Source organism: Ferrovibrio sp., assembly GCF_036381655.1.
Lineage (GTDB): Bacteria > Pseudomonadota > Alphaproteobacteria > Ferrovibrionales > Ferrovibrionaceae > Ferrovibrio.
The window spans coordinates 51,457-75,929 of record NZ_DASVCJ010000082.1 but is presented as its reverse complement, the minus strand read 5'-3'; the positions used below and the strand labels follow the sequence as shown (position 1 = coordinate 75,929).

The window sequence follows — 24,473 nt, the reverse complement described above, 5'->3', positions numbered from 1 at the left end:
CAGGTGCGTTCAGGCGAATTCAAGGGTGAAGTTGCAGCGCAGTTCATGCTGCGCTGCGGAATGGTCAGCCGCGAAACACTACGGTCTTATTGCCGTTGAGAAAGATGCGGTGTTCGACGTGGTATTTCACGGCACGCGCCAGTACCAAGCTTTCGATGTCCCGGCCGGTGGCGGCCAGTTGCTCCGGCGAGTAGGCGTGATCGACCCGCGCCACTTCCTGCTCGATGATCGGGCCTTCGTCGAGCGCTTCGGTAACGTAGTGCGCCGTCGCTCCGATCAGCTTGACCCCGCGGCTATGCGCCTGATGGTAGGGCCTGGCCCCCTTGAAGCTTGGCAGGAAGGAGTGATGGATATTGATGATCCGGCCGGCCAGCGCCTTGCACAAGGCGGGAGAAAGCACCTGCATGTAGCGGGCCAGGACGACGAGGTCGATCTTCTCGGCCTGCACAAGCTCCAGCAGTCGCTGCTCCTGCTGGACTTTATTGTCCGGCGTTACCGGCCAATGGTGATACGGAATATCGTAGCCTGCGGCGCGCTGATACCAGTCACGGTGGTTGGAGACCACGGCGGGAATCTCGATGGGAAGCGCGCCGATCGAATAGCGATACAGTAAATCGTTCAGGCAATGGCCGAATTTCGAGACCAGGATCAGGATGCGGGCCTTTTCCCGCTCGTCGTGAATCGCCCAGGTCATGCCGAATGGAGCGGCGACGGGGACGAAGGCGGCGCGAACGGTTTCGGCCGTCCGGCTGCCCTCGAGATCGTCGATGCTCACCCGCATGAAGAACAGGCCGGTTTCGGCGTCGCCGAACTGGGCGGAATCGCGGATGTTGAAATTCTGCTGAACCAGGAAACCGGAGACGGCGGCCACGATGCCCGGCCGGTCTTGGCAGGAGAGGGTAAGAATGAGACTCATGGGACTACCGAGGAAAACAAGGGATCGCACTGTAGCGGCGGTTGTGCCACACCGCAATGTCAAGGTTAACAAACTATTGCAAGTCGCTGTCTTTGACCAAGAATTGCCTCGCTTCCAAAAAAAGCGAAGCTTAAGCTGCCGGAAACGGAAACGCGAGTCGGCGAAGCCATGGACCACATAGAAGCCAGTATGTTGAACCGGGGCCCGGATTATCTGAGGCAGATGGCGAACAAGCTGCTGGAGGCTCTTCTGCAGGGCGCCACGATGCATGCCAAGGACGGCGTGGTATCGCAGCAGACGCTGAGGCAGCTGATCGAGGCGATGAAGACCTCGCCCGACTACGACCATTACTACCGGGCCTCCTATGACGGGCTGATCAAGGTTATCGAGGAGGACCAGCGGCGCGGTGCGCGCGTCAACGCCTTCGGCCGCCTGCTGGTGCAGCCGTTGGACCGGCTCTTCGCCCAGGAGAAGCTGGACCGGCGCCTGATCGGCAACTACTTCTTCTTCGTCCGCTCGCTGTTCGGCGACGAGGTTGACGTCATGGCCGATGAGGCGGCGGCGCTCGCGGAAGAGTTGCGTTCGCAATCGAGCGGCAAGCTGGATTGGAATGCCTATTACGCCGATCCGCGGGCGAAGCGGATATTCTTCAAGGTGGTGGCCCGTGTCATCCGCGCTTTCCGGGTGTTCGAGACGCGCCGCGATTGGCTCATGAAGGTCATGCAGCATGATCCGACCGCCGTCGGCATCTCCTCGACGGTTTATGTCGAGCGTCCGTTCGAAGGGGCGGCGCTGCCGTTCGGGGATCGGGAATTCTATCTGCTTTTCGATGGCCTGATCCGGCCCATCGCCAAGCTTCCGCCTGAAGACGCCAAACTTTTCGAGGAAACCACGGGGGACGATCCGGCGCGGGTCGCCGGCAATTTCCTCAGCGAACTGGAACAGTATCGCCCGGTCGCGCTCTGACGGTAGGCTCAGTTCGTATTGGCCGGCTCGCGGCGGTCGAGCTTGGCGGCGAACTGTTCGAACAACTCGCTGACGCAGCGCGCAACCGTCCGCTGGTGATTGTCGTTCAACTGATCCGCCGCGCGCATGCACATATCGGCGAACTTGCGGGCCAGGATGACGGCGTCGCGGTTGCTTTCCTGCCGGATCTCGTCGAATACGGACAGAACGAAATCGCGCGTCTGGGTGCTTTCGTGATGCGCGACCGGGCGTTCGCCCATCAGGGAATCGAGCATCGCGTTGAAGGTTTGCGACGTATCGATGGCGATGCTGGCCAGGATCTTCTCGATCCGCTCGTTGTCTTTCGCGGATGCGACCCTCTTCGGCGTCGCCGGTGTAGCCGGAGCGCGGATTTCCGTCACCTGATTCTCAGTCTGGTTGGGTTTGGAATTGAAAGAACGGTTCCACATCGGCTGACCCCGTGATGTCCCAGATTGAGGGCTGCCCGCCCGGTTAGTTCACAACTTCGCGCGAGGCGCGGATCAGATTGTCGATATGCCAGCCCTGGAACAGCCGGATACCGGCCGCCATGCCAGCCTTCATCGCATCTTCCGTTTCGCAGCGGGCCATGATGACACGGTTGGGATCGGCTTCCGAAATCCGGGCGGCCAGTTCCTTGTCCACCCAATCCTCGTGGCGGTCGCGGAAATAGAATAGCTTGATGAAGTCGGCCTTCAGTTCCTTGCGGCCGAACAACTGCAGCAGATCCGGCGTGATGCCGTCGATCAGCATGCGATAGCCCGAATTGTGCAGGAACTCGCAGGCGAGCTGATACTCGCCGTAATCCCAGAACACGTCGTAGCGCTGCATCTCGATGATGATCTGCTCCTTCTTCACGATATTGCCGATGCGGCTGTCGAAATCGCGGAAGGTGTCGCTCAGGATCGTGCTGACATTGAGGTTGATGCTGAACGGGCCGCTGTTGCGCGTCACATAGCCGTCGAGCAGGGCGCGGAAGACGCGGGTATCCAGCGTGCGCGTAAGATGATGGAACAGCGAACGCGCGCCGCGCAGATTGACATTCGGCGCGATTGCCTGGCGCAGTTCGTTCACGCCGACGAAAATTTCCTGGAAGATCGGCCGGGGCGGCTGGTTGCCGAAGCATAACGCGACCGGCTGCCGTTTCATGAAGGTGGAGACGTCCGCCTTCTTGAGGATGTCGTCGATCTGCTGCAGGGCGCCGGGGGTCAGCGGCGTGCCTTCGCCGGCGCCGGCGGACGTGCCGGCCTTGGCGAGCAGACGCTTGCGGCGTTCGGAAAACGTGCGGTAGCGCTGCTGGACGTTGTCCAGCAAGTCCTGCAGGTCTTCGAGCTGGCTGTCGAACCGATACCAGCGGACGGCGTTCTCGGCTTCCTCCGGCGTCAGGCCGATGGCGACGTTGTTCCGGGTCAGGATGTCGTCGATTTCCAGGACCAGCTTCTCGAAGGTCTGGTCGAAAAAACGCTCGGAGAGGCGGACGAACAGCACGATCGTATAATCGTGCAACGTGTAAAACGTGCCCTCGTATTTCGACATCAGCGACCGGATCGAGTGCACCACGATATTGTAGCTCTCGCGGTTGCGCTCGAAGGTCTTAGGATTGGCGAACTGGATGATGGCCGCCAGACGCCCGCCGAAGATCTTGCCGCGCACCAGACGGTCAAAATCGGCGAACATCTTGTCGTCGTCATACGACACTTGGTTTTGTGTAACTGCCTCGCTCATCGCAACGGTCGCTTCTCCGGTAACGGTCGTGGAGAGGGCGGCAACCTGCCGATCTAAGCTGTAGTTTTTGCCCCCGCGGCCGGTCCAATATGGCAAATTCCACGCTACGGCAAAAGCCGGATGAGCTCATATAAATGCGTGGTTGTAGATAATATTTCATTAACCCCGCAAAAATCCTAGCCGGCTGGGCCGGACGGGCGTCGCTGCGCGAGCATGGCAGGCGTGTCGTAATCAAGTAGAATGCCGGGCTCGTTGACCGGGACCTCGCAGATCCAGTCCGCATAAGGACCAAAAAGGCTGCGGGCACCGGTATCGCCTTCCAAGCGCAGCAGGTCGGGCAGGAACTGCAGACCCCACAACGTTGGGTTGCCGCGCTTGCCGTCATGGGTGGGCAGGCAGATGGCGCGACCTTCGGTGGGATTGAAGGCGGCGATCAGCTTTTCAAGCGCTGCCGGCCCGACATCCGGCATGTCGCCGAGGCAGATCAGCACGCCATCCAGGCCGGGTGGCAGGGCGGTCAGGCCGGCGCGCAGGGATGCGGCAAGGCCTTCCTTGTATGCCGGATTGTCGACCACGCTGAAATCGCCCGTCCCCGCGGCCTGGCGGATGGCTTCCGCCTGATGGCCGACAACCAGCAGGATCGGGCGCGCGCTGGAGGCCAGGGCAGCCTCGACCACATGCCGGATTACCGGCTTGCCGTCGATCTCGGCGAGCAGCTTATGGCCATCGCCGAAGCGGCGCGACAAGCCGGCGGCCAGGATCAGGGCGGCGATTTTCGGCCGCCGCGGCGCGGCGGATGCCGGCTCATCGGCAGCGCCGCCGGCGCGCGGCATCGGGCGGGTGGGAATTTCCTTCAGCAGGCCGCCGGCCCCCATGCGCATGATGTCCCGGCGGCCGACCGGTATGCCGGCGCAAAGCCGCTGCAGCACCCAATCGAAGCCGTTGAGCTTGGGCGAGCGCGCGCAGCCCGGCACGCCGACCACGGGCACGTCGCCATGGCGGCCCAGCATCAGCAGGTTGCCCGGATCGACCGGCATGCCGAAATGCTCGACCACCCCGCCGGCACGGGTCAGCCCGGCCGGCACCATGTCGAGGCGGTCGACGGTGGCCGATGCGCCGAAGACGAAGATGGGGGCACAGCCGCGCGCCTTGAGTTCGGCGATGGCTTCGGCCACCGCGGCATCGTCATGCGGCACCCTGCAGGTGGCGGCGATGCGCCCGCCAAGATGGGCCAGGCGCTGCGCGACCGATTGCTCGGTCTTGGCCAGAACGCTCTCCTTCGTTTCCGGCACGAAAGTCACCACCAGGCCCGCATTGCAGGGGCGGAAGGCGGCGACCTGCACGAGAGGCGTCGTTTCGCGCAGAATGCTCTCGCCGCGCTCGATCACCTTGCGGGGGGCGGCAAAGGGAATGACCTTCACCGTGGCCAGCATCTGGCCCGGCTCGACCGGCTCGTAATCCGCCACCGTCGCTATGGTCAGCGCTTCGTCGAGCTCATTGACGGCATCTAGCCGCGCCGTGTCGATGCGGGCCAGGCCGGCGGCTTCGGCATACAGGTTGGCGCGCCCGGTGAAAGCGGCGGCCACCCGGACGCCCGAGCCGGCAGCGGCGGCGGCGATGCGTCCCGCAGCCTCATCCTCGGGCATGTCATCGGGATCGAGCCGGGCGATATGCACCTGCTTGTGGCCTGCCGCCAGCAAGGCTTCGACATCGGCGGCGCTCAGCACGCGGCCCTTCTTGAAGCGCTCCTTGCCGACGCCGATGCTGTGGCCAAGCACGCCGCCGACCGCTTCCTGTACCGGCACGGATCCGAAGAACATGGCTCAGGCCGCCTCCGTGGCGGGGCTGCGCTCGGCCGGCTGGCGCAACGCGGCCGTCATCTGCGCCAGGATCGCTATGGCGATTTCAGCCGGCGATTTGGCGCCGATGCTCAAGCCCACCGGGCCGTGGATGCGGGCGAATTCATGCTCGGAGATACCCGCCGCGCGCAGCCGCTCCAGCCGGGCGGCATGCGTCTTCTTGCTGCCCAGCGCGCCGATATAGAAGGCGTCCGATTTCAGCGCCGCAATCAGTGCCGGATCGTCGATCTTCGGATCGTGGGTCAGCGTGACGACCGCGGTGCGCAGATCGGGCTTCAGCTCGGCCATCGCTTCGTCCGGCCAGTCGTTCGACAAGGTTACGCCGGGAAAGCGTTCTGCCGAGCCGAAAGCGCTGCGCGGATCGATGACGGTGACTTCATAGCCGGTGAATTGCGCCATCGGCACCAGCGCCTGGGCGATATGGACGGCGCCGATCAGGATCAGCCGCAGCGGCGGATTGAAGACATTCAGGAAGAGGGGGCCTTGCTCGGTCTCGATGGTGCGCGGCTTGTCTTCCAGAAGCGCCGCACGGGCCGCTTCGCCAATGCGCGGATCGATGTGCTTCAGCCCCTTCTTGCCGAAAAGGTAAAGCAGCCGCTGTTCGCCGGTCTTCAGGAATGTGGCAAGCACGACCGGGCGCTTCTCGGCGCGGTCCTGCTGCAGTTGATCGAGGATTGTCTTCTTCATTCGTCCAACCGTTCAACGAAAACCTGAATCTTGCCGCCGCAGGCCAGGCCGACTTCCCAGGCCTGAGCATCGGAAACGCCGAAATCGAGCAACCGCGGCTTGCCATCGGCGATCACATCCAGGGCTTCGGTGATGACGGCCCCTTCGATGCAGCCGCCGGAAACGGAGCCGAGAAATTTGCCATCCTGATCCACGACGAGCTGGCTGCCCATCGGGCGCGGAGCCGAGCCCCAGGTGGTCACCACCGTGGCCAGAGCGACGCCCTTGCCGGCACTCTTCCAGGCCTGCGCCGTGGAGAGGATGTCCTCGTTCATCGCTGTCTTCATCGTCTCCGGGATCATGCCGCCATCCTTTTCATAGTCTGCTGCAGGCGATTGCCGGCATTGCTGCCATGGCTCAGCGCCGCCACCAGATCGGCGATGGAGTTAAGATTGTGAACCGGCCTGAAATCGTCAACATGGGGCAGAATGGCGCGGATTCCTGCCGCCTTCGGCTCGAAGCCGTCCCAGCGGAGCAAGGGGTTGAGCCAGATCAGGCGGCGGCAGGATTTGTGCAGGCGCTCCATCTCCCGCGCCAGCCCGGCGCCGCCTTCGCGGTCGAGGCCATCCGTCACCAGCAGCACTACGGCACCCTGGCCCAGCACGCGGCGGGACCACAGCCGGTTGAACTCCTCCAAGGTGGTGCCGATCCGGGTACCGCCGGACCAGTCGGGGACCTTTTCGCTGACGGCGGCGAGGGCCTTGTCGACATCGCGCTGCCGTAACAGGCGGGTCACATTGGTCAGCCGCGTACCGAACAGAAAGGAATGCACGCGCGCCCGGTCGTTGGTGAGCGCATGCATGAAATGCAGGAACATGCGGCTGTATTGGCTCATCGAGCCGGAAATGTCGCAGAGCACGACAAGCGGCGGCGGCCGTTCCCCCGGGCTTTTGCGCCTGAGCGGGATGATGGCGCCGCCGCTGCGCAGGCTGGCCTGCAGGCTGGCGCGCAGGTCGATGCGATGGCCCCGGTCGTCGGGCTTGAGGCGGCGGACATGCTGCGGCTTGAACGGCCATTCGAGGCGGGCTAGGGCCGCTTTGGCCCGGTCCAGTTCTTCCGCCGTCATCTCGGCGAAATCCTTCTGCTGCAGAAGCTCTTCGGCCGAGAAGGTCAGCGTGGCGTCGATCTCGACATCCTTCTGCTCGCCGGCCTTGCGGTTCCGGCCATGCGCCGACAGCAGGGCCTGGCGGACGCGTTGGGAAACCTCGCTCTTCTTCGGTTCGGCGGTGCCTTCCGCCTCCGGCAGCAACAGGCTCATCATGCGCTCCAATATCTTCGGGTCGCGCCAGAAGATATGGAAGGCTTGATCGAACAACTCGCGCTGATCGCGGCGGTTGACCAGGACGGCAAACAGCGTCCAGTAGAGATCGTCGCGCCGGCGGATACCGGCCGCTTCCACGGCGCGCACGGCATCCAGCGCCTTGCCGGGGCCAAGCGGAAGGCCGGAGGCACGCAAAAGCCGCACGAAATGCACGATATTCTCGGCGAATGCGCCGGGCTCACCTGCTGGTAACTCGGGCAGCAGGTTCATTGCGTCACATCCCCAGTGCGGCCATGTCCTGCTGCACCTGGCGCAGGATGGCTGCCGCCTCCGAGCCTTTCATCTTGGCGATGTCGTCCTGGTATTTCAGCAGCACGCCAAGCGTGTTGTCGATCGTCTCCGGATCGAGGGCGACCTTGTTCAGGAAAACCAGGGCCCGGGTCCAGTCGATGGTTTCCGCCACACCAGGCAGCTTGAACAGCTCGATCTCGCGCAGATGCTGCACGAAAGCGACGATCTCGCGGCTCAGCCGTTCCGGCGCCCCAGGAATCTTGCGGTTGAGGATCGCCAGCTCGCGTTCCGCGGTAGGATAGTCGACCCAGTAATAGAGGCAGCGGCGCTTCAGCGCGTCGTGGATTTCGCGCGTGCGGTTCGAGGTGATGACGACGATTGGCGGCTCGCTCGCCTTGATCGTGCCGATTTCGGGGATGGTGATCTGGAAGTCGGACAGCACTTCGAGCAAATAGGCTTCGAACGGCTCGTCGGTGCGGTCGAGCTCGTCGATCAGCAGGACCGGCGCGCCCTTGGAATCCGGCTTCAGCGCCTGCAGCAGCGGCCGCTCGATCAGGAAATCGGGGCTGAACAGATCATGGCTCAGCGTGCCTTTGTCGCCTTCGCCGGTCGCCTCCGCAAGGCGGATCTCCAGCATCTGGCGCGGATAATTCCATTCATAGACGGCGGAGGCCAGATCGAGGCCTTCATAGCATTGCAGGCGCACCAGCGGCCGATCCAGCGTCGCTGCGAGAACCTTGGCGATTTCGGTCTTGCCGACCCCGGCTTCGCCCTCGAGGAAGAGCGGCCGGCCCATCTTGAGGGCCAGGAACAGCGTCGTCGCCAGGGGGCGGTCGGCAACATAGTCGCCCCGGTTCAGCAGGGCTTCGACGGCATCGATGGAATCGGGCAGGGCAGGCATGGCGGCTATGGGCATTGGCATGAAATAGGTCAGGGAGAGAAGAAATCATGCCCGCTTCGGCCGGCTGTCACAAGGTCGGACTGCGGCTCGTCTTCCCGGACAGACGATTAAAGGAAAAGCGCCATGCATGCTCCGACCGATCCACATCCCAATCGCCTGACGCTGCAGCGGCATCTGGCGTCCGAAAACGCCCATGATATGCAGGGCACGCTTGCCACGGTGCATCCGGACTGCACCTTCCGCGATCTGGCTATCGGGCAGGTCTTTCCCGGCCTGGCAGGGGCGGAGCGGCATTACCGGCAATGGTGGACGGCGTTCGGCAATGTGGTTGAGCGCTCGCCGATCGGTACCGCCCGCTGGATCGACGACGAGACCTATGTGGCCGAGCCGCAATATGTCGGCCGCCATGTCGGGCCGTTTCTCGGCCTGGAACCCACGGGAAAAAGCTTCGTCCTGTCCTTTACCGTTTTCGTCAAGTTCCGCGACGGCCTGTTCGTGGAAGAGCGTTTCTATTACGATCTGGCCACCTTGTTCCGTCAGCTCGGGCGGGAGCGGATCGCGGCCGAGGCGCTTGAAAAGGCCCGCCGCTGGGCGGAAACGGGCCTTTAGCGGACCAGCAGCGTATAACCGCGTTCGATGATCCGCTTGGTCGCCTCGAAGGCGTGCATCATCTCGTCGTTGGCCTCGCGGGCGGCCTTGAGATGCGCGATATCCTCGGGCGAGGGATTGGCCTTGGCCGAGAGGTCCAGCGCGGCTTTGATATAGCGGGCCCGCGCCTCGGCGACGCGCACGGCAAAGGCCATGAAGGAGTCCCGGTTCAGCTCCGGAACCGCCTTCTTGATTACCTCGCGGTTGGCGCTGAAGATCGCCATCTCGATTTCTTCGAGGAACTTCTGCAGCTTTCGCGCGGTGTCGCGATCCAGCATGTCCTTGCTGACGAGATGGTCAACCTTGTCGCTCTTGCCGTAGCCGACAATCTTCATCATCGCCTCCTGGCGCAATCATAGGATCGGCTCGAGTATGTGTGAAACCCGCTTAACGGGGTGCTAACAGGCGGAGCGGAACGAGGATTATTCCTCGCCCGCCAGAAGGCTGGTATTTCCGCCGGCCGCCGTCGTGTCGATGGCGGTATGGCGCTCGGTGACGAAGCGGGCGAGGTAATGCGGCCCGCCGGCTTTGGGTCCGGTGCCGGACAGACCCTCGCCGCCAAAGGGCTGCACGCCGACCACGGCGCCGATCTGATTGCGGTTGACGTAGAGATTGCCGACACGGGCACGGCTGCGGACGCGGGCGACGGTGGCATCGATCCGGCTGTGGATCGACAGCGTCAGGCCGTAGCCGGTGCCGTTGATTGCATCCAGCAACTGATCGAGCGCATCGGCACGGAAGCGCGCCACATGCAGCAAGGGTCCGAAAACCTCCTCGCGCAGCCAACCGGGATCGGGTATCTCGTAGGCTGCCGGCGCCAGGAAAGTGCCGTTTTCGCAATATGCGCTCAGCCTCGCGCGGGCGATCAGCCGCGCTGCGCGATCCAGCTTTGCCGCATGGGTCTGCAACCGCTGCAGCGCCTGGGCGTCAATGACCGGACCGATATCGGTGGCAAGCTGTGCCGGATCGCCGACTTGCAGCTCCGCCATGGCGCCCGCAAGCATCTCGATCATGCGGTCGGCGACATCTTCCTGCAGGCAGAGCAGCCGTAGGGCCGAGCAGCGCTGCCCGGCGCTCTGGAAGGCGGAGGTGATTACATCGCGCACCACCTGTTCCGGCAGCGCCGAGCTGTCGACGATCATCGCATTGACGCCGCCGGTTTCCGCGATCAGCGGCACGATCGGACCATCCTTGGCGGCCAGCGCACGGTTGATTTTGCGGGCGACCGCCGTAGAGCCGGTAAAGCACACGCCGGCAACGCGCGGATCCCCGATCAGCACCGCGCCCAGTTCCGGCCCTCCAGGCAGGAGATGCAGAATGTCGCCGGGAATGCCGGCTTGATGCAGCAGACGGACCGCGGCGGCGGCGATCAGCGGCGTCTGCGGCGCCGGCTTGGCCAGCACGGCATTGCCGGCCGCCAGCGCTGCGGCGATCTGGCCGGTGAAGATGGCGAGCGGGAAATTCCACGGGCTGATGCAGACGAAGACGCCGCGGCCATGCAAGGTCAGCTCGTTGCGCTCTCCGGTCGGGCCCGGCATGACCTGCGGCGCGGCAGCCAGGCGTTCGGCTTCGGCGGCATAATAACGCAGGAAATCGACCGCCTCGCGGATCTCGGCCACCGCGTCGGCCCAGGTCTTGCCCGCCTCGCGCACCGCCAGACTCATGAGCGGCAGCATTTCGTTTTCGTAGAGGTCGGCGGCGCGCCGCAGGCAATCGGCCCGGTGTTTCGCGGATAGCGCCGACCAGGCGTGCTGTGCTGCGGCAGCGATTTCAAAGGCCTTTGCTGCGTCCCGGGGTGTAGCGTTGACGACCTGGCCGACGGCCTCGCGGCGATTTGCCGGATTGGTTACGGCTACGGGATTGCCGCTGGAACTCCGGCCGCCGATGATCGGCGCGGCGGCGTGCTGCACCTTTTGCAACTGCGTGAATTGCGACAGCAGATGCGCGGTGCTGTCGGGCGCATTGAGATCGAAGCCATTGGCATTCTTCCGCCCCGGACCGTAGATATCGCGCGGCAAAGGGATGCGCGGATTGGGCTTCGGCTCCAGCGCGGCGAGCCGGCTGACCGGATCTGCGGCGATTTCGCTGACCGGGACGGTGCGGTCGCCGACACGATGCACGAAGGAGGAATTCGCGCCGTTCTCGAGCAACCGGCGCACCAGATAGGCCAGCAGGTCCTGATGGCTGCCGACGGGGGCGTAGATCCGGCAGGCGCAGGCATAGCCGTCCCTGGCGACGACGCGGTCATGCAGGGCTTCACCCATGCCGTGCAGGCGCTGGAATTCGAAATCGCGCCGTCCTTCGGCCAGATCGACGATTGCCGCGATCGTATGGGCGTTATGGGTGGCGAAAGCCGGATAGATCGCATCGCTCGCGGCCAGCATCGCACATGCGCAGGCGAGGTAGGACACATCCGTTGCCGCCTTGCGGGTGAAAACCGGGTAGCCATCGAAGCCGCCGACTTGCGCCCATTTGATCTCGCTGTCCCAGTAAGCGCCCTTGACCAGCCGCAGCAGCCAGCGCCGGTTGCAGCGCCGCCCGAGGGCGATCAGCCATTCGACCAGCGGAAGGGCGCGCTTCTGATATGCCTGGACGGCTAGCCCCAATCCCTGCCAGCCGCGCAGGCTCGGCTCTTCCGCCAGGGCTTCGATCAGGTCCAGCGACAGATCGAGGCGATCGGCTTCCTCGGCATCGATGGTCAATCCGATATTGGCCGCCTTGGCTTCGCGGCACAGCCCGATCAGCCGCGGCAGCAGCTCGGTCATGACGCGATGCCGTTGCGCGAACTCGTAGCGGGGATGCAATGCGGACAGCTTGACCGAAATGCCCGGACCCTCAACCGGGCCGCGGCCGGCGCCCGCCTTGCCGATTGCCGCAATGGCATTGGAATAGGCGGCCAGATAGCGGTCGGCATCGGCCATGGTGCGGGCCGCCTCGCCGAGCATATCGAAGGAATGGCGGTAGCCGTTCGCCTCGTCGTCGCGGGCGCGGCGCAAGGCCGCCTGGATGCTTTCGCCCAGCACGAACTGATCGCCAAGCATACGCATGGCATGGCGGATCGCCGCCCGGATCACCGGTTCGCCCAACCGCGCGACGGCCTGGCGCAAGCCGTCATGCCAGGGGCGGGGGGCGGCGACGTCCCGGCGCAGCAACTCCCCGGTCAGCACCAGCGCCCAGCTCGAGGCGTTGACCAGCAGGTCATCGGCCCGGCCAAGATGGCGAGTCCAGTCGGCGCCGCCGAGCTTGTCGCGGATGAGGGCGTCGGCGGTGTCGCTGTCGGGGATGCGCAGCAGCGCCTCGGCCAGGCACATCAGCAGCACGCCTTCCTGGGACGATAGCCCGTACTGGCGCATGAAGGCCTCGACGGGGGAATTGGTGCTGCGCCGGTCGCGCAGGGTCTGGACCAGGGCTGCCGCCTCGGTGGAGATGCGGGCGGCGCGTTCCGGCGGCAGGGCCGCCGATTTCAGCCGCTCGGAGATGCAGGCCGTCTCATCCATCCGGTGCGCGGCCCGGATCGCTTCCCGCAAAGGGTCCCGGGCTACAGCATTGTTTTGCAACGGGCCGGTCGTTAACGGCGGGGTGGTTCCCGGCGGCATGGCAGCCTCATCGAATCGCATGCCGATTATGGCCGCGGCCATGCGCGAGCGGGAAGGGTCAGGTTGCAATTTTGGGGAAGAATGGAGGTCCGGGCCGGAATTGAACCGGCGTACGCGGATTTGCAGTCCGCTGCGTCACCACTCCGCCACCGGACCTCGCGAGCGCGCCCCTTAGTAAGGGTTTCGCTCCTGCGGGGTCAAGAGCCTGCCGGCGGCGGCACGCCTGTGACGGGCATTACCAATTGCGGCTAAGCCAGCATACAGGCGTTGTTTTCACCGCATCGCAGCATTATAAACGGCGCGAACTTTTCTCTGTCTAGCCAGGATTCCAGACCCATGGCTCTCGCCGACCGCCAATATGCCGAAGCTCGCCGCCAGATGGTGCTTTCCCAGCTCCGCCCGAACCGGGTCATCGACGAGCAGGTGATCGACGCCATGGAGGCGGTGCCGCGCGAACAATTCGTGCCGAAGCCCTATCGTGGCGTGGCCTATGTCGACGAGGACGTCATGGTCGCCCCGGGCCGCTACCTTATGGAGCCGATGGTGCTTGCGCGGTTGCTGCAGGAAGCAGAGGTCCAGCAGCAGGACATCGCCCTGGTGGTCGGCTGCACCACCGGCTACGAGGTCGCCGTGCTGGCCAAGATCGCCAATACGGTAATCGGGCTGGAAAGTGATCCGGCCCTGGCACAGCAGGCCAGCCAGACCCTGCAGGCCCTGGGGATCGACAATGTCGCCGTGGTGGAAGGCGCCTTGAAGGACGGGCTGCAGAAGCAGGCGCCGTTCAACGTCATGCTGCTGGCCGGCGCCGTGCCGGAGATTTCCCCCGCGCTGCTGAACCAGCTCGCCGATGGCGGCCGGCTGGTCGGCGTGGTGCGGCCCCCCGAAGCGCCCATCGGCCAGGCGGTCATCGTCAAGCGCACCGGCGATCTGTTCCCGCAGCGGGTGCTGTTCGATGCCGGGACGCCGCCGATGCCCGGATTCGAACGGCCGGCCGGATTTGTATTTTAAGAGACCGCTGAAAGCCTGTTATGACTGACCCTGCCCCGCTCGAGATCGATGTCGCCCAGCTGGATGCCTGGCGCAAGGGCGGTCGCGACATCGCCGTGCTGGATGTGCGGGAGGATTGGGAAGTGACGGCATGTGCGCTTGCGGGCGCCATGCACATCCCGATGCGGCAGGTCCCCTCCCGGGCCGCCGAACTGCCGCAGGACAAGCCGCTGGTGGTGATGTGCCATCACGGTGGCCGCAGCCGTCAGGTGACGGGATGGCTGCGGCAGAACGGTTTTTCGCAGGCAATCAATCTTGCGGGCGGTATTCATGCCTGGGCTGAGCAGATTGATCCCTCGATGGCCAAATACTGAGTTCCGTGTGCAAATAACAACAAGAGTTCCGGGGAAGACGAGTTCGGCATGGCGCGACGCCACGCAGGCAACAAAAAGAAATGGATACACGGCATGAACTTCACTAAGGCCTTTCTTGCTTCGGCGCTTGCCGGAAGCTGCTTGATCGCCGTGCAACCGGCCTCGGCACAGACTTTCAACGAAGTATTGAGCGCCGCCTACAACAACAATCCCACATTGCTCTCCGCCCGCGCCGCCTTGCGCGCCACCGATGAAGGCGTGCCGCAGGCATTGTCGAACTGGCGGCCGACGGTGAGCGTCAACGGCGAGATCGGCACGCTGCGGCAGGATTACGATCCACAATCCTCCAGCTTTCAAAGCGACACCATCACGCCCAAAACCCTGTCGCTGACGATCACCGAACCGCTCTATCGCGGCGGCCGCACCGAAGCGGCCACTGAGGCCGCCGAGGCATTGGTTCTCGCCGGCCGGCAGGACCTTGCCAGCACCGAGCGCAGCGTCCTGCTGGACGCCGTGACCGCCTACATGGATGTCGTGCAGAACCAGGCCGTGCTGGACCTGAACCGCAACAACGAGGAGGTTCTGCGCCGGCAGCTCGAGGCGACGCGCGAGCGTTTCCGCGTCGGCGAGATCACCCGCACCGACGTCGCGCAGGCTGAGTCGCGCTTGAGCGGGGCCATTGCCGACCGCATTTCCGCCGAAGGCGTCCTGGTTTCCAGCCGGGCCGTGCTGGCCCGCATCATCGGCGAGATGCCAGGTACGCTGTCCTCGCCGCCGCCGCTGCCACAATTGCCGGCTAGTGAGCAGGAGGCGATCCAGATCGCCTATGACGAGAACCCGGACCTGGTGGGCGCCAAGTTCCGCGAGGTGGCGGCGAAGTACGACGTCCGTGCCGTCTCCGGCGCCCTGCTGCCGACGCTGTCGCTGAACGGCTCGCTCAGCAAGGCGGACGAAACCTCGCGCGCCAATCTGGAAACCGATTCCGCCCGGGTGTCGCTGCAGCTGACCGTACCCCTCTATGAGTCGGGTTCCATCTACAGCCAGACCCGCCAGCGCAAGCAGATCCATAATCAGCGCCGTATCCAGGTGGAGGAGCAGCGGCGGGCGGTACGCCAGGCCGTGGTACAGGCCTGGGAGAACCTGATGACGGCCCGCTCGAATATCGAGGCCCGCCGCGCGCAGGTGGAGGCTGCCCGCGTCGCCCTCGAAGGCGTGCAGCAGGAAGCCGAAGTCGGTTCGCGCACCACGCTGGACGTGTTGGACGCCGAACAGGAATACCTCAATGCCCGGGTTGCCGAGGTGCAGGCGCGGCGCAACGAGTATGTCGCCGGCTTTGCGCTGCTGTCGTCGATCGGCCGCTTGAGCGCCCGCCAGCTGTCGTTGCCGGTCGAATATTACGATCCGATCGAGAATTACGACCGCGTCCGCAACAAGTGGTTTGGCACCGATGGCGGTCTGAACGCCGAGTAAACCGTAAATCCCGGCCGCGGAATCGGTCGAAAACCAAGGTTGGAGGGAGATTCCGGAAAATTCCCTTAACCCTGGTTAACAGTTCGGTTATCTTTGCCAGCGCATATCGTGGATGTGCTGATTCGGCTTGGCTGGGTCGGTAACTGCCCGCGGCTGCGGGACCATATGGCAGCCGCTGAGTAAACTGATGTTTTGGCAGGTTTTTTGTGAGCGAGGGGATGAGCGACCCTAAAGCTGGGCAGAATGAACCGACGATGGAGGAAATCCTCGCCTCCATTCGGCGGATCATTTCGGAAGACGGAGCCGAGCAGCCGGCAACGCCGGCTGAGGAAGCGGCTGCGCCGCCGCCTGCGCCCGAGCCCGAGCCCGAGCTGGAACCTGAGCCGATGATGACGGCGCCGGAGCCTGAGCCTGAGCCTGAGCCGCCGATGCCCGAACCCGCTTTCGAGCCCGAACCGGAGCTTGAGCCCGAGCCGGCCGTGATGGCCGCGGCTGAGCCGGAACCGGAGCCCGAGGAGGAACCGGCTTACGAGCCGCCGCCACCTCCGCCGCCGCCTCGCCGGGCTGCGCCGCGGCCGCAGCCGCGGGAAAACATTTTGGAACTCACCGATGTCGTGCGCGACGAGGTGGAGGGGCTGGTCTCGCCGCCGACCGCCGCCCGGGCTGCCGCTCATCTGGGCCAGCTTTCCGGCGCCGTGGCCGGTTCGCGCGCCATGGGGCTGGGGAACAGCCAGCGCACCCTGGAAGAGCTGGTCAAGGAGCTGCTGCGCCCGATGCTGAAGGAATGGCTGGACGCGCATCTGGCCACCATCGTGCAGCGGATTGTCGAGCGCGAGGTCGCGCGGCTGACGATCCAGGCGGAAGAAGAGCAGGATCTCCTGTAAAATCCGGGTTTCTGGCGCGTCCGGGTCTGGACTGACCGGTCCGGATCGTCTTTATTTTTCGCCCCTTTGGACGCCGTACCCGAGTTGATGCTTATGCTGGACAAGACCTATTCGCCGCAGGATGTGGAACCGCGCCTCTACAAGGCCTGGGAGGAGGCCGGTTGCTTCCGGCATGGCGTGAAGTCCGGCAAGCCCTACACCATCGCCCTGCCGCCGCCGAATGTGACCGGCAGCCTGCATATGGGCCATGCGCTCAATCACACGCTGCAGGATGTCCTGATCCGCTATCAGCGCATGCGCGGCCGCGATACGCTCTGGCAGCCCGGCACCGATCATGCCGGCATCGCCACGCAGATGGTGGTCGAGCGCCAACTGGCCGCGCAGCAGATGAACCGCCATCAGATGGGGCGCGAAGCCTTCGTCGAGCGCGTCTGGAAATGGAAGGCGGAATCCGGCGGCATGATCACCAGCCAGCAGCGCCGGCTCGGCGAAAGCTGCGACTGGAGCCGCGAGCGCTTCACCATGGACGAGGGCCTGTCGGCTGCCGTCCGCAAGGTTTTCGTCGAACTCTATCGCGATGGCCTGATCTACAAGGACCAGCGGCTGGTCAACTGGGATCCCAAGCTGCTGACCGCGATCTCCGATCTCGAGGTCGAGCAGCATGAGGTCAAAAGCCACCTCTGGTACTTCAAGTATCCCATCGAGGGGATGCCCGACACCTACATCACGGTGGCGACCACGCGGCCGGAGACGATGCTGGGCGATACCGGCGTCGCCGTGCATCCGGAAGACGAACGCTACAGACACCTGATCGGCAAGCATGCCGTGCTGCCCCTGGTCGGCCGCAGGATTCCGATCGTCGCCGATGAATATTCCGATCCGGAGAAGGGCTCCGGTGCGGTGAAGATCACGCCGGCGCATGACTTCAACGATTTTGAAGTCGGCAAGCGGCATGGCCTGGAGATGATCAACATCTTCGACAAGCATGCTCATCTGAACGATGCCGTGCCGGAGAAATACCGTGGCATGGAGCGCTTCGCCGCGCGCAAGCAGATCGTTGCCGATCTGGAAGGGCTGGGGCTGGTCGAGAAGATCGAGCCGAACACGCATATGGTGCCGCATGGCGATCGTTCGCAGGTCGTCATCGAGCCCTGGCTGACCGAGCAATGGTACGTCAACGCCGAAGTTCTGGCCAAACCGGCCATCGAGGCGGTGGAGAAAGGCGATATCCAGTTTGTGCCGAAGAACTGGGAAAAGACCTATTTCGAATGGATGCGCAACATCCAGCCCTGGTGCATTTCGCGCCAGCTCTGGTGGGGGCACCAGATCCCGGCCTGGTATGGCCCGGATGGCAAGGTCTTCGTGGCCTACGACGAAGCTGAGGCGCAGGCCGAAGCCGACAGGCATTATGGCAAGGCAGTCGAACTCACCCGCGATCCCGATGTGCTGGATACCTGGTTCTCATCGGCGCTGTGGCCGTTTTCGACGCTTGGCTGGCCGGAGCAGACCCCGGTGCTGAAGTCGCATTATCCGACGGATGTGCTGGTGACCGGTTTCGACATCATCTTCTTCTGGGTTGCCCGGATGATCATGATGGGGCTGCATTTCACCACGCAGGTGCCGTTCCATACGGTCTACATCCATGCCCTGGTCCGCGACGAAAAGGGCCAGAAGATGTCGAAGTCCAAGGGCAACGTGATGGACCCGCTCGACATCATCGGCAAATACGGCGCCGATGCGCTGCGCTTCACGCTTTCCATCTTCGCCGCCCAGGGCCGCGACGTGAAAATGTCGGAGCAGCGGGTCGAGGGCTACCGCAACTTCGCCACCAAACTGTGGAATGCCGCACGCTTTGCCGAAATGAACGGCTGCGTTCTATCGGCCGATTTCGATCCGGCCGAGGTGCAGGGCACGATCAACAAATGGATTCTCGGCCGGCTTGGCCAGGCGGCGCGCGACGTGGAAGCTGCGCTTGATGCGTATAAGTTCAACGAAGCAGCCGGCGCGCTCTATCATTTCACCTGGGGCACCTTCTGCGACTGGTATCTCGAACTGATCAAGCCGGCGTTGAACGGCGAGGATGCCGGGCTGAAAGCCGAGACGCAGGCAACCTGCGCCTATGCGCTGCGCCAGCTTCTGCATCTGCTGCATCCATTCATGCCCTTCGTCACCGAGGAGCTATGGGACAAACTGTATGGCAAGCCCGGTGGCTATCTGATGCTGCGCGACTGGCCGGCGGATGGCGCCCGCGCAGAGGACAAGGCCGCCGCCGCCGAGATCGACTGGCTGATCCGCCTGATCGAAGGCGTGCGCGGCGCGCGTTCGGCGCTGAACGTTCCCGCGGCGGCGAAGATCGCCATGATCGCCAATGGGGCGAATGCCGAGACGCTGGCGCGGCTGGAGCGGCATGCCGATCCGATCAAGCGCCTGGCGCGTATCGAGACGATGTCTCGGAATGTCGACGCGCCGCAGGGTTCGGCCCGGATCGTGGTGGATGAAACCACCTTCGTGCTGCCGCTCGCCGACGTCATCGACATCGCCAAGGAGCGCTCGCGGCTCGCCAAGGAGCGCGACAGGGCCCAGGCCGAGATCGCCAAGCTCGATGCCAAGCTGGGGGATGCCACTTTCACAGCGCGTGCGCCGGAGCATGTGGTGGAGGAGCAGCGTGAACGCCGCGCCGCCCAGGCCGCCCTGGCCGGGAAGCTTGAAGAAGCATTGCAGCAGCTTGGATGAATATTCAGCCCGTCAAACCGGAAGATCAGGCGCTGATCGATGCCGCCACGGCACTGATCAAGCAGCGCTACCGGGTCGGCCGGCACCATATTGCCGCTGCCCTGCGCACGCGCTCGGGGCGCATCTTCACGGGTCTGCATCTCGATACGTATGTTGGCCGCGCCTCGGTCTGCGCCGAGGCTGTCGCCGTCGGCCAGGCGATGGCCGCCGGGGCAGGCGAGGACGATCCGATCGAAGCGATTGTCTCGATCCGTCATCCGCGCCCGACCGAGCAGCATAAGGAGCCGCAGGTGGTGGCGCCCTGCGGCATCTGCCGCGAGATGCTGCGCGATTTTGCGCCGGATGCCCGGGTCTTGCTGGCCGCCAATGGCGGTCTGACGGCCTACAACCCGGCCGATCTGCTGCCGCTCAAGTACCAGCGGTTGGAATAGGCCTCAAACCATTGTGGCAAGCGCCACGCGCAGATAATTGCCGCCGAGGATTTTCAGCATATCGGCGGGAGTGAAACCGCGCGCCAGCAGGGCGGCGGCAAGCGCCGGCAGGTGCCGGTAATTCGGCAGCGCCGATCGGCTGAGCAGGCCCATCATGTCCGAGCCGAGGCCGACATGGTCGACGCCGACGACGTCTGCCATGCGCGCCATGCCGGTGGCGAGAGCGTCCATATTGGGAAAGATCGTGCTGGGCGGCCAGATGCCGATCACGCCGCCTGTCTGCGCAACGAGTTTCGCATGCTCGGGGGAGACGGTGCGGCTCCTCGGGCCGGGAGCGTGATTCAGGGAGGTGTGCGACAGCACGAGAGGTTTGGTCGTGACATCGGCTGCGCGTTTGACCAGGTCGAAGGTGCCGTGGGCGATATCGACGACGATGCCGCGCCCGTTGCAACGCCGGATCACCTCCGCCCCGAAAGCCGTCAGGCCGCCATGCACGGCCGGCTCGGTCTGGATGTCGCCAAGTTCGTTGACACGGTAATGCGTCAGTTGAAGGTGCCGCAGGCGCCAGCGGTCATACGCTTCGTCCAGCCGCTCCAGGCGGCCTTCCAGGAAATCGCCGCCCTCGCTGGCGATCAGCGCGCCCGGTCTGGCTGATCGGGCATTGCGCAGGCCTGCCGCATCGGCGATCAGCGTCAGGCCCTCGGCCCCGATCATGGCATGGGCACGCGCAAAGGCGCGTTGGGCATAGTCATGAAGTTCGCCGGGCGCCGGCTGGCGGAAGGGGCGGATGCGGCGATCCTTGGTGGCCCGCGTTGCCGGGCTGTCGGCCACGATGGCCAGGCAGATGACCGCCATGCCGCCTTCGCGCATCGGTTCTGCAACCGCCGAGAACGGTGCATGGGTTTCGATGCGGCGCAGGCCGATGACCGAGCCGGCATGGCTGTGCATGTCGATGGTGACGGCCCCAGACAGCAGCTTCAGCGTTTCGGGATTTTCCGCCGCGGCTGCGGACGCGGACAGAGGGAGCGATGCCCAGGCAAACAGGCCCAAGGCAGTGCCGGCGGCCAATGCCTGCCGCCGGGTCAAACCCGGATGCCCGGGCTTGCCGCCCGGCTCGGGATCGCTCCGCCTTCGCAGCATCGCGCCGGCGCGGCGCTATTCCTTCACGGCGCCCGTCAGACTGGCGACGTAGGAGTCGACGAAGAAGGAGTAAAGGATCGCCACCGGCAGCGAGCCGAACAATGCGCCGGCCATCAGCGATCCCCAATGGTAGACGTCGCCCTCCACGAGTTCGGTCAATACGCCGACCGGCACGGTCTTGTTCTCGGAGGAGGAGATGAAGGCGAGCGCGTAGATGAACTCGTTCCAGCTCAGCGTAAAGGCGAAGATGCCCGCCGAGATCAGGCCGGGCAGGCTGAGCGGGAGGATGATCTTCACCAGGATCTGGAAGCGCGAGGCGCCGTCGATCAGCGCGCATTCCTCCAGCTCGAAAGGCAGCGTCTTGAAATAGCCGATCAAAAGCCAGGTGCAGAAGGGAATCAGGAAGGTCGGATAGGTCAGGATCAGCGCCCACATGCTATCGTAGAGGCCGAACTGGAAGATCATCGTGGCCAGCGGAATGAACAGGATGCTGGGCGGCACCAGATAGGCGAGGAATATCAGCAGGCCGATGGTGTCCGCGCCCTTGAAGCGCAGCCTGGCGATCGCATAGGCCGCCAGCACCGAACAGAACAGCGACAGGGCGGTGGAGGCCACCGCCACGGTCATGGTGGTGACAAGCCATTGCGGATACTGGGTTTCGAACAGCAGCTTGTGGATATTGTCCAGCGTCGGATGCACCACCCAGAGCGGATCGAAATCGTGATAGTTCAGCAGCTCGCCGTTCGGCTTCACGGTCGTCAGCGCCATCCAGTAAAACGGGAACAGCAGCACGATGAGAAAGACGCCGAGCGGCAGCCATAACGTGACGAAACGGTAGGGGACCGTCTCGAGATACTGCATCCCTTCGCGGCCGGGCTTGGCGATCTTGGCGGTACTTTCTGCCTGAGCGCTCATCGCATCACCTCCTCACTGCCATTTCTTGCGCTGCAGCGCCAGGTAACTGACCGCCGTCGACAGGATCAGGAAGGGCACCATGGCAATGGCGATGGCCGCGCCTTCGCCCAGCATGCCGCCATTGATGCCGCGCTGGAAGGCCAGCGTAGCCATCAGATGGGTTGCGTTGTTGGGGCCGCCGCGGGTGATCGCGTAGATCAGCTGGAAATCCGTGAAGGTGAACAGGATCGAGAAGGTCAGCACGATGCTGAGCACCGGCATCAGGTTGGGCACGGTGACGTAACAGAAGCGCTGCCAGGCGTTGGCGCCGTCCAGCGACGCCGCTTCATACAGGCTGGGCGAGATCGTCTGCAGGCCGGCCAGCAGGCAGATCGCCACGAAGGGAATGCCGCGCCAGATATTGGCCGCGATCACCGCGGCGCGCGCGTTGTTCTCGTCGCCGAGGAAGTCGATGTATTGATCGATCAGCCCCAGTTTGGTCAGCATCCAGGACAGGATGGAGAATTGAGAATCGTAGATCCACCAGAAGGCGATCGCCGACAGCACGGTGGGCACGATATAGGGCAGCAGCACGATGGCGCGGATGAAGGCCTGGAACGGCAGGCGGCGATTCAGCAGCAGCGCCAGCCAGAGGCCGAGGGCGAATTTGACCACCGTGGCCGCGCTCGTATACAGCACCGTGTTGAACACCGATTTCAGGAAAATCGAATCCTGCAGCAGGGAGGCATAGTTCTCCCAGCCGATGAAAACGCCGGGACGTCCGATCCGCGTGTCGGTGAAGCCGAGCCAGATTCCCAAGCCCAGCGGATAGGTCAGGAAGACCAGCAGCAGCAGGCCCGCAGGCGCCATGAAAACGATGGTCAGAAAAAGCGTGTTGTCGCGCACGCGGTCCCAAAGCGGAACGTGGGGGGGCATACCAAGCCGATCCGTAGCAGACGATACTGTTGGGGAGGAGGCGGGGCGATAGCTCATATCGCCCCGCCCGGCCATCACACGCGGTAGACGCGCTGCAGCCGCTTTTCGGCTTCGGCCGCCGCTTCCTTCGGCGTTTTCGAGCCGGAAGCTGCCTGCGCCACCATGTTGTTGACGATGTAGTCGTTCAGCGCCGCCGCCGAAGAATAACCCAGCGTGCCCGAATAGCCGTGCCAGAGCATGTTCTTCACGGTATCGCGGTAGGGCAGGTTTTTCGGATCGGACTTCCAGACGGCATTGTTCTCATACGCCTTCAGCGGATGAGTGACGTAGCCGATCGCCGCCGACTGCCACGGCTCGTACTGCTCCTTCTCCATCATGTGCAGGAGATAGGCTTTCGCGGCATTCGGATACTTGGTGTATTTGAACACATAGGACTGGCTGAACAGATGCAGCTCCGTCGGATGTCCCACCGGGCCAACCGGGAAGTTGGCATGGTAGATGTCCTTGGCCATCTCGTTCAGTTTCGGATCGGGCGATTTCAGCGCCGCGTAGTAGACCGAGATGCCGTTATTGGTCAGGCTGATCTGGCCGTCGAGGAAGGCCTTGTTGTTGTTCGGATCGAGCCAGCCGAGCGTGCCCGGGATGAGGTTGGGATACAGCTCCTTGGCGTATTCGAGCGCCTTGATCGTCTCCGGGCTGTTGATGACGACATTGTTCTTGTCGTCGACCATCTTGCCGCCGAAGGCCCACATCAGCCAGTAGGTCCAGGAACCGTCGCCGACGGCGTTGCCGAGCGCGAAGCCGGCCGGCGTCCCCTTGTCATGCAGGCTCTTGCAGAGCTTGAGGAAGCCGTCCATGTCCTTGGGGAATTCCTTGAAGCCGGCGGCTTCCACATGGCTCTTGCGGTAGACCATGCAGGCGCCGGCCGCGCCCAGCGGCAGGCCGATCCATTTCTTGCCGCGCATGCTGTATTTTTCGCAGACCGGGAACCAGCCGCCGTATTTGTTGCCGAGATAGGTGGCGATGTCGGTCAGGTCGACGAGCTTGTCGGCGAAGAGCTGCGGCGAATCGAAGAAGTCGACGATGATGTCGGGGCCGGAGCCGACATTGGCCGCCACCGACGCCTTGGGCGACACGTCGGGCCAGTTCTCGCGGTCGATCCGGACTTCCACGCCGGTCTTCTCGGTGAACTTCTTGGTGTTCGCCATCCACTGGTCGATATCGCCCTGGACGAACTGGCTCCAGCGCAGCACGCGCAGTTTCGCGCCCTTCTCGATCTTCAGGTTCGGCGCCTGCTGCGCCATCACATGTTTCGGCAGCAGCAGGCCGCCGCCGGCAGCACCGACGGCAGCCGCGCCGACGGTGGTCTTCAGGACATCACGCCTGGTGAAATCTGACATGCGGATACGCCCTCCCATGGCTTCTTTTCGTTTCCGCCAGCCCCGCGGAATGCGTGGGCGGGCGATGATGAAACTCGCAACTGCCGCATATAAGGCGGCTTACGTGAACTGCGAACGCCACTCGTTAAGTCTGGGGTGCCCGCTTGGCACGGGCGCTTCGACGCTTCCTCACTCCTGCCCCGGTCATCGACGCCGCCGAGGTTGTATCTCATATACTTGTACCAAGCGTATGCATTGTAGCCCGCCGACGCAAGCGGCTTTGTCGCCGCACCCCGTTCCGGCGGCCGGCGGCCGGAAATGATCCCGTGCCAGGCATC

22 protein-coding genes and 1 tRNA gene are annotated in these 24,473 nt (G+C 64.1%); 8 read left to right on the top strand and 15 right to left on the bottom strand.

Annotation, left to right across the window (positions count from 1 at the left end):
* Nucleotides 1-64: 64 nt before the first annotated feature.
* Nucleotides 65-916 carry a formyltetrahydrofolate deformylase gene (purU, locus tag VF194_RS19035; protein WP_330892783.1) on the bottom strand — a complete coding sequence of 284 codons (852 nt, stop codon included), beginning with the start codon at nucleotides 914-916 and terminating at the stop codon, nucleotides 65-67.
* A gap of 189 nt (nucleotides 917-1,105) precedes the next feature.
* Here purU and VF194_RS19030 point away from each other — a divergent pair, with 189 nt between their 5' ends.
* Nucleotides 1,106-1,882: a hypothetical protein gene (locus VF194_RS19030; protein ID WP_330892782.1), complete on the top strand. Its 777-nt coding sequence runs from the start codon at nucleotides 1,106-1,108 to the stop codon at nucleotides 1,880-1,882.
* Between the two features lie 8 nt (nucleotides 1,883-1,890).
* Here VF194_RS19030 and VF194_RS19025 read toward each other — a convergent pair whose 3' ends face one another.
* From VF194_RS19025 to VF194_RS18995, 7 genes are all read right to left on the bottom strand, one after another.
* Nucleotides 1,891-2,331, bottom strand: a complete 441-nt coding sequence (locus tag VF194_RS19025) for a hypothetical protein (protein ID WP_330892781.1) — start codon at nucleotides 2,329-2,331, stop codon at nucleotides 1,891-1,893.
* 43 nt (nucleotides 2,332-2,374) lie between these two features.
* Complete coding sequence (locus VF194_RS19020) at nucleotides 2,375-3,625, bottom strand: hypothetical protein (protein ID WP_330892780.1); 1,251 nt, start codon at nucleotides 3,623-3,625, stop codon at nucleotides 2,375-2,377.
* A gap of 176 nt (nucleotides 3,626-3,801) precedes the next feature.
* Complete coding sequence (locus VF194_RS19015; protein ID WP_330892779.1) at nucleotides 3,802-5,445, bottom strand: molybdopterin-binding/glycosyltransferase family 2 protein; 1,644 nt, start codon at nucleotides 5,443-5,445, stop codon at nucleotides 3,802-3,804.
* A gap of 3 nt (nucleotides 5,446-5,448) precedes the next feature.
* On the bottom strand, nucleotides 5,449-6,171 hold the full coding sequence (locus VF194_RS19010; protein ID WP_330892778.1) for an XdhC family protein: 723 nt from the start codon (nucleotides 6,169-6,171) through the stop codon (nucleotides 5,449-5,451).
* Nucleotides 6,168-6,512 carry an XdhC family protein gene (locus tag VF194_RS19005; RefSeq protein ID WP_414656126.1) on the bottom strand — a complete coding sequence of 115 codons (345 nt, stop codon included), beginning with the start codon at nucleotides 6,510-6,512 and terminating at the stop codon, nucleotides 6,168-6,170. The genes VF194_RS19010 and VF194_RS19005 overlap by 4 nt, the downstream gene beginning before the upstream one ends.
* Nucleotides 6,509-7,741, bottom strand: a complete 1,233-nt coding sequence (locus tag VF194_RS19000; RefSeq protein WP_330892777.1) for a VWA domain-containing protein — start codon at nucleotides 7,739-7,741, stop codon at nucleotides 6,509-6,511. The genes VF194_RS19005 and VF194_RS19000 overlap by 4 nt, the downstream gene beginning before the upstream one ends.
* A gap of 4 nt (nucleotides 7,742-7,745) precedes the next feature.
* On the bottom strand, nucleotides 7,746-8,663 hold the full coding sequence (locus VF194_RS18995) for a MoxR family ATPase (RefSeq protein WP_330892776.1): 918 nt from the start codon (nucleotides 8,661-8,663) through the stop codon (nucleotides 7,746-7,748).
* A 123-nt stretch (nucleotides 8,664-8,786) separates the two neighbouring features.
* Between VF194_RS18995 and VF194_RS18990 the strand changes: the two genes are divergently transcribed.
* Nucleotides 8,787-9,272, top strand: coding sequence for an ester cyclase (locus tag VF194_RS18990; RefSeq protein WP_330892775.1), 486 nt, complete (start codon nucleotides 8,787-8,789; stop codon nucleotides 9,270-9,272).
* Here VF194_RS18990 and VF194_RS18985 read toward each other — a convergent pair.
* The 3 genes from VF194_RS18985 to VF194_RS18975 all read right to left on the bottom strand — a co-directional run bounded on the left by VF194_RS18985 (nucleotide 9,269) and on the right by VF194_RS18975 (nucleotide 13,063).
* The gene (locus VF194_RS18985; RefSeq protein ID WP_330892774.1) at nucleotides 9,269-9,649 is read right to left on the bottom strand and encodes a hypothetical protein; all 381 of its coding nucleotides are present in this window, start codon (nucleotides 9,647-9,649) and stop codon (nucleotides 9,269-9,271) included. The two genes, VF194_RS18990 and VF194_RS18985, sit on opposite strands and share 4 nt — an antisense overlap.
* An 84-nt stretch (nucleotides 9,650-9,733) precedes the next feature.
* Nucleotides 9,734-12,907: a bifunctional proline dehydrogenase/L-glutamate gamma-semialdehyde dehydrogenase PutA gene (gene putA / locus VF194_RS18980; protein WP_330892773.1), complete on the bottom strand. Its 3,174-nt coding sequence runs from the start codon at nucleotides 12,905-12,907 to the stop codon at nucleotides 9,734-9,736.
* Between the two features lie 82 nt (nucleotides 12,908-12,989).
* A tRNA-Cys gene (locus tag VF194_RS18975) sits at nucleotides 12,990-13,063 on the bottom strand.
* 180 nt (nucleotides 13,064-13,243) lie between these two features.
* On the opposite strand from VF194_RS18975, the gene VF194_RS18970 reads away from it, so the two are divergent.
* From VF194_RS18970 to VF194_RS18945, 6 genes are all read left to right on the top strand, one after another.
* Nucleotides 13,244-13,915 (top strand): protein-L-isoaspartate O-methyltransferase, encoded by a 672-nt coding sequence (locus VF194_RS18970; RefSeq protein WP_330892772.1) that lies wholly within the window; start codon nucleotides 13,244-13,246, stop codon nucleotides 13,913-13,915.
* 20 nt (nucleotides 13,916-13,935) lie between these two features.
* Nucleotides 13,936-14,268 carry a rhodanese-like domain-containing protein gene (locus VF194_RS18965; RefSeq protein ID WP_330892771.1) on the top strand — a complete coding sequence of 111 codons (333 nt, stop codon included), beginning with the start codon at nucleotides 13,936-13,938 and terminating at the stop codon, nucleotides 14,266-14,268.
* Nucleotides 14,269-14,361: 93 nt separating this feature from the next.
* Nucleotides 14,362-15,738 (top strand): TolC family outer membrane protein, encoded by a 1,377-nt coding sequence (locus VF194_RS18960; RefSeq protein ID WP_330892770.1) that lies wholly within the window; start codon nucleotides 14,362-14,364, stop codon nucleotides 15,736-15,738.
* A gap of 218 nt (nucleotides 15,739-15,956) precedes the next feature.
* Nucleotides 15,957-16,622: a DUF2497 domain-containing protein gene (locus tag VF194_RS18955; RefSeq protein ID WP_330892769.1), complete on the top strand. Its 666-nt coding sequence runs from the start codon at nucleotides 15,957-15,959 to the stop codon at nucleotides 16,620-16,622.
* A gap of 93 nt (nucleotides 16,623-16,715) precedes the next feature.
* Nucleotides 16,716-19,355 carry a valine--tRNA ligase gene (locus VF194_RS18950; RefSeq protein ID WP_330892768.1) on the top strand — a complete coding sequence of 880 codons (2,640 nt, stop codon included), beginning with the start codon at nucleotides 16,716-16,718 and terminating at the stop codon, nucleotides 19,353-19,355.
* Nucleotides 19,352-19,786 carry a cytidine deaminase gene (locus VF194_RS18945; protein WP_330892767.1) on the top strand — a complete coding sequence of 145 codons (435 nt, stop codon included), beginning with the start codon at nucleotides 19,352-19,354 and terminating at the stop codon, nucleotides 19,784-19,786. Before VF194_RS18950 ends, VF194_RS18945 begins: the two co-directional genes overlap by 4 nt.
* Before the next feature lie 3 nt (nucleotides 19,787-19,789).
* Here the strand turns inward: VF194_RS18945 and VF194_RS18940 are convergent, their stop codons facing one another.
* The 4 genes from VF194_RS18940 to VF194_RS18925 all read right to left on the bottom strand — a co-directional run bounded on the left by VF194_RS18940 (nucleotide 19,790) and on the right by VF194_RS18925 (nucleotide 24,156).
* Nucleotides 19,790-20,926, bottom strand: a complete 1,137-nt coding sequence (locus tag VF194_RS18940) for a dipeptidase (RefSeq protein ID WP_330892766.1) — start codon at nucleotides 20,924-20,926, stop codon at nucleotides 19,790-19,792.
* Between the two features lie 15 nt (nucleotides 20,927-20,941).
* On the bottom strand, nucleotides 20,942-21,841 hold the full coding sequence (locus VF194_RS18935) for a carbohydrate ABC transporter permease (protein ID WP_330892765.1): 900 nt from the start codon (nucleotides 21,839-21,841) through the stop codon (nucleotides 20,942-20,944).
* A gap of 12 nt (nucleotides 21,842-21,853) precedes the next feature.
* Nucleotides 21,854-22,756, bottom strand: coding sequence for a sugar ABC transporter permease (locus tag VF194_RS18930; RefSeq protein ID WP_330892764.1), 903 nt, complete (start codon nucleotides 22,754-22,756; stop codon nucleotides 21,854-21,856).
* A gap of 74 nt (nucleotides 22,757-22,830) precedes the next feature.
* Nucleotides 22,831-24,156, bottom strand: coding sequence for an ABC transporter substrate-binding protein (locus VF194_RS18925; protein ID WP_330892763.1), 1,326 nt, complete (start codon nucleotides 24,154-24,156; stop codon nucleotides 22,831-22,833).
* Nucleotides 24,157-24,473 lie beyond the last annotated feature (317 nt).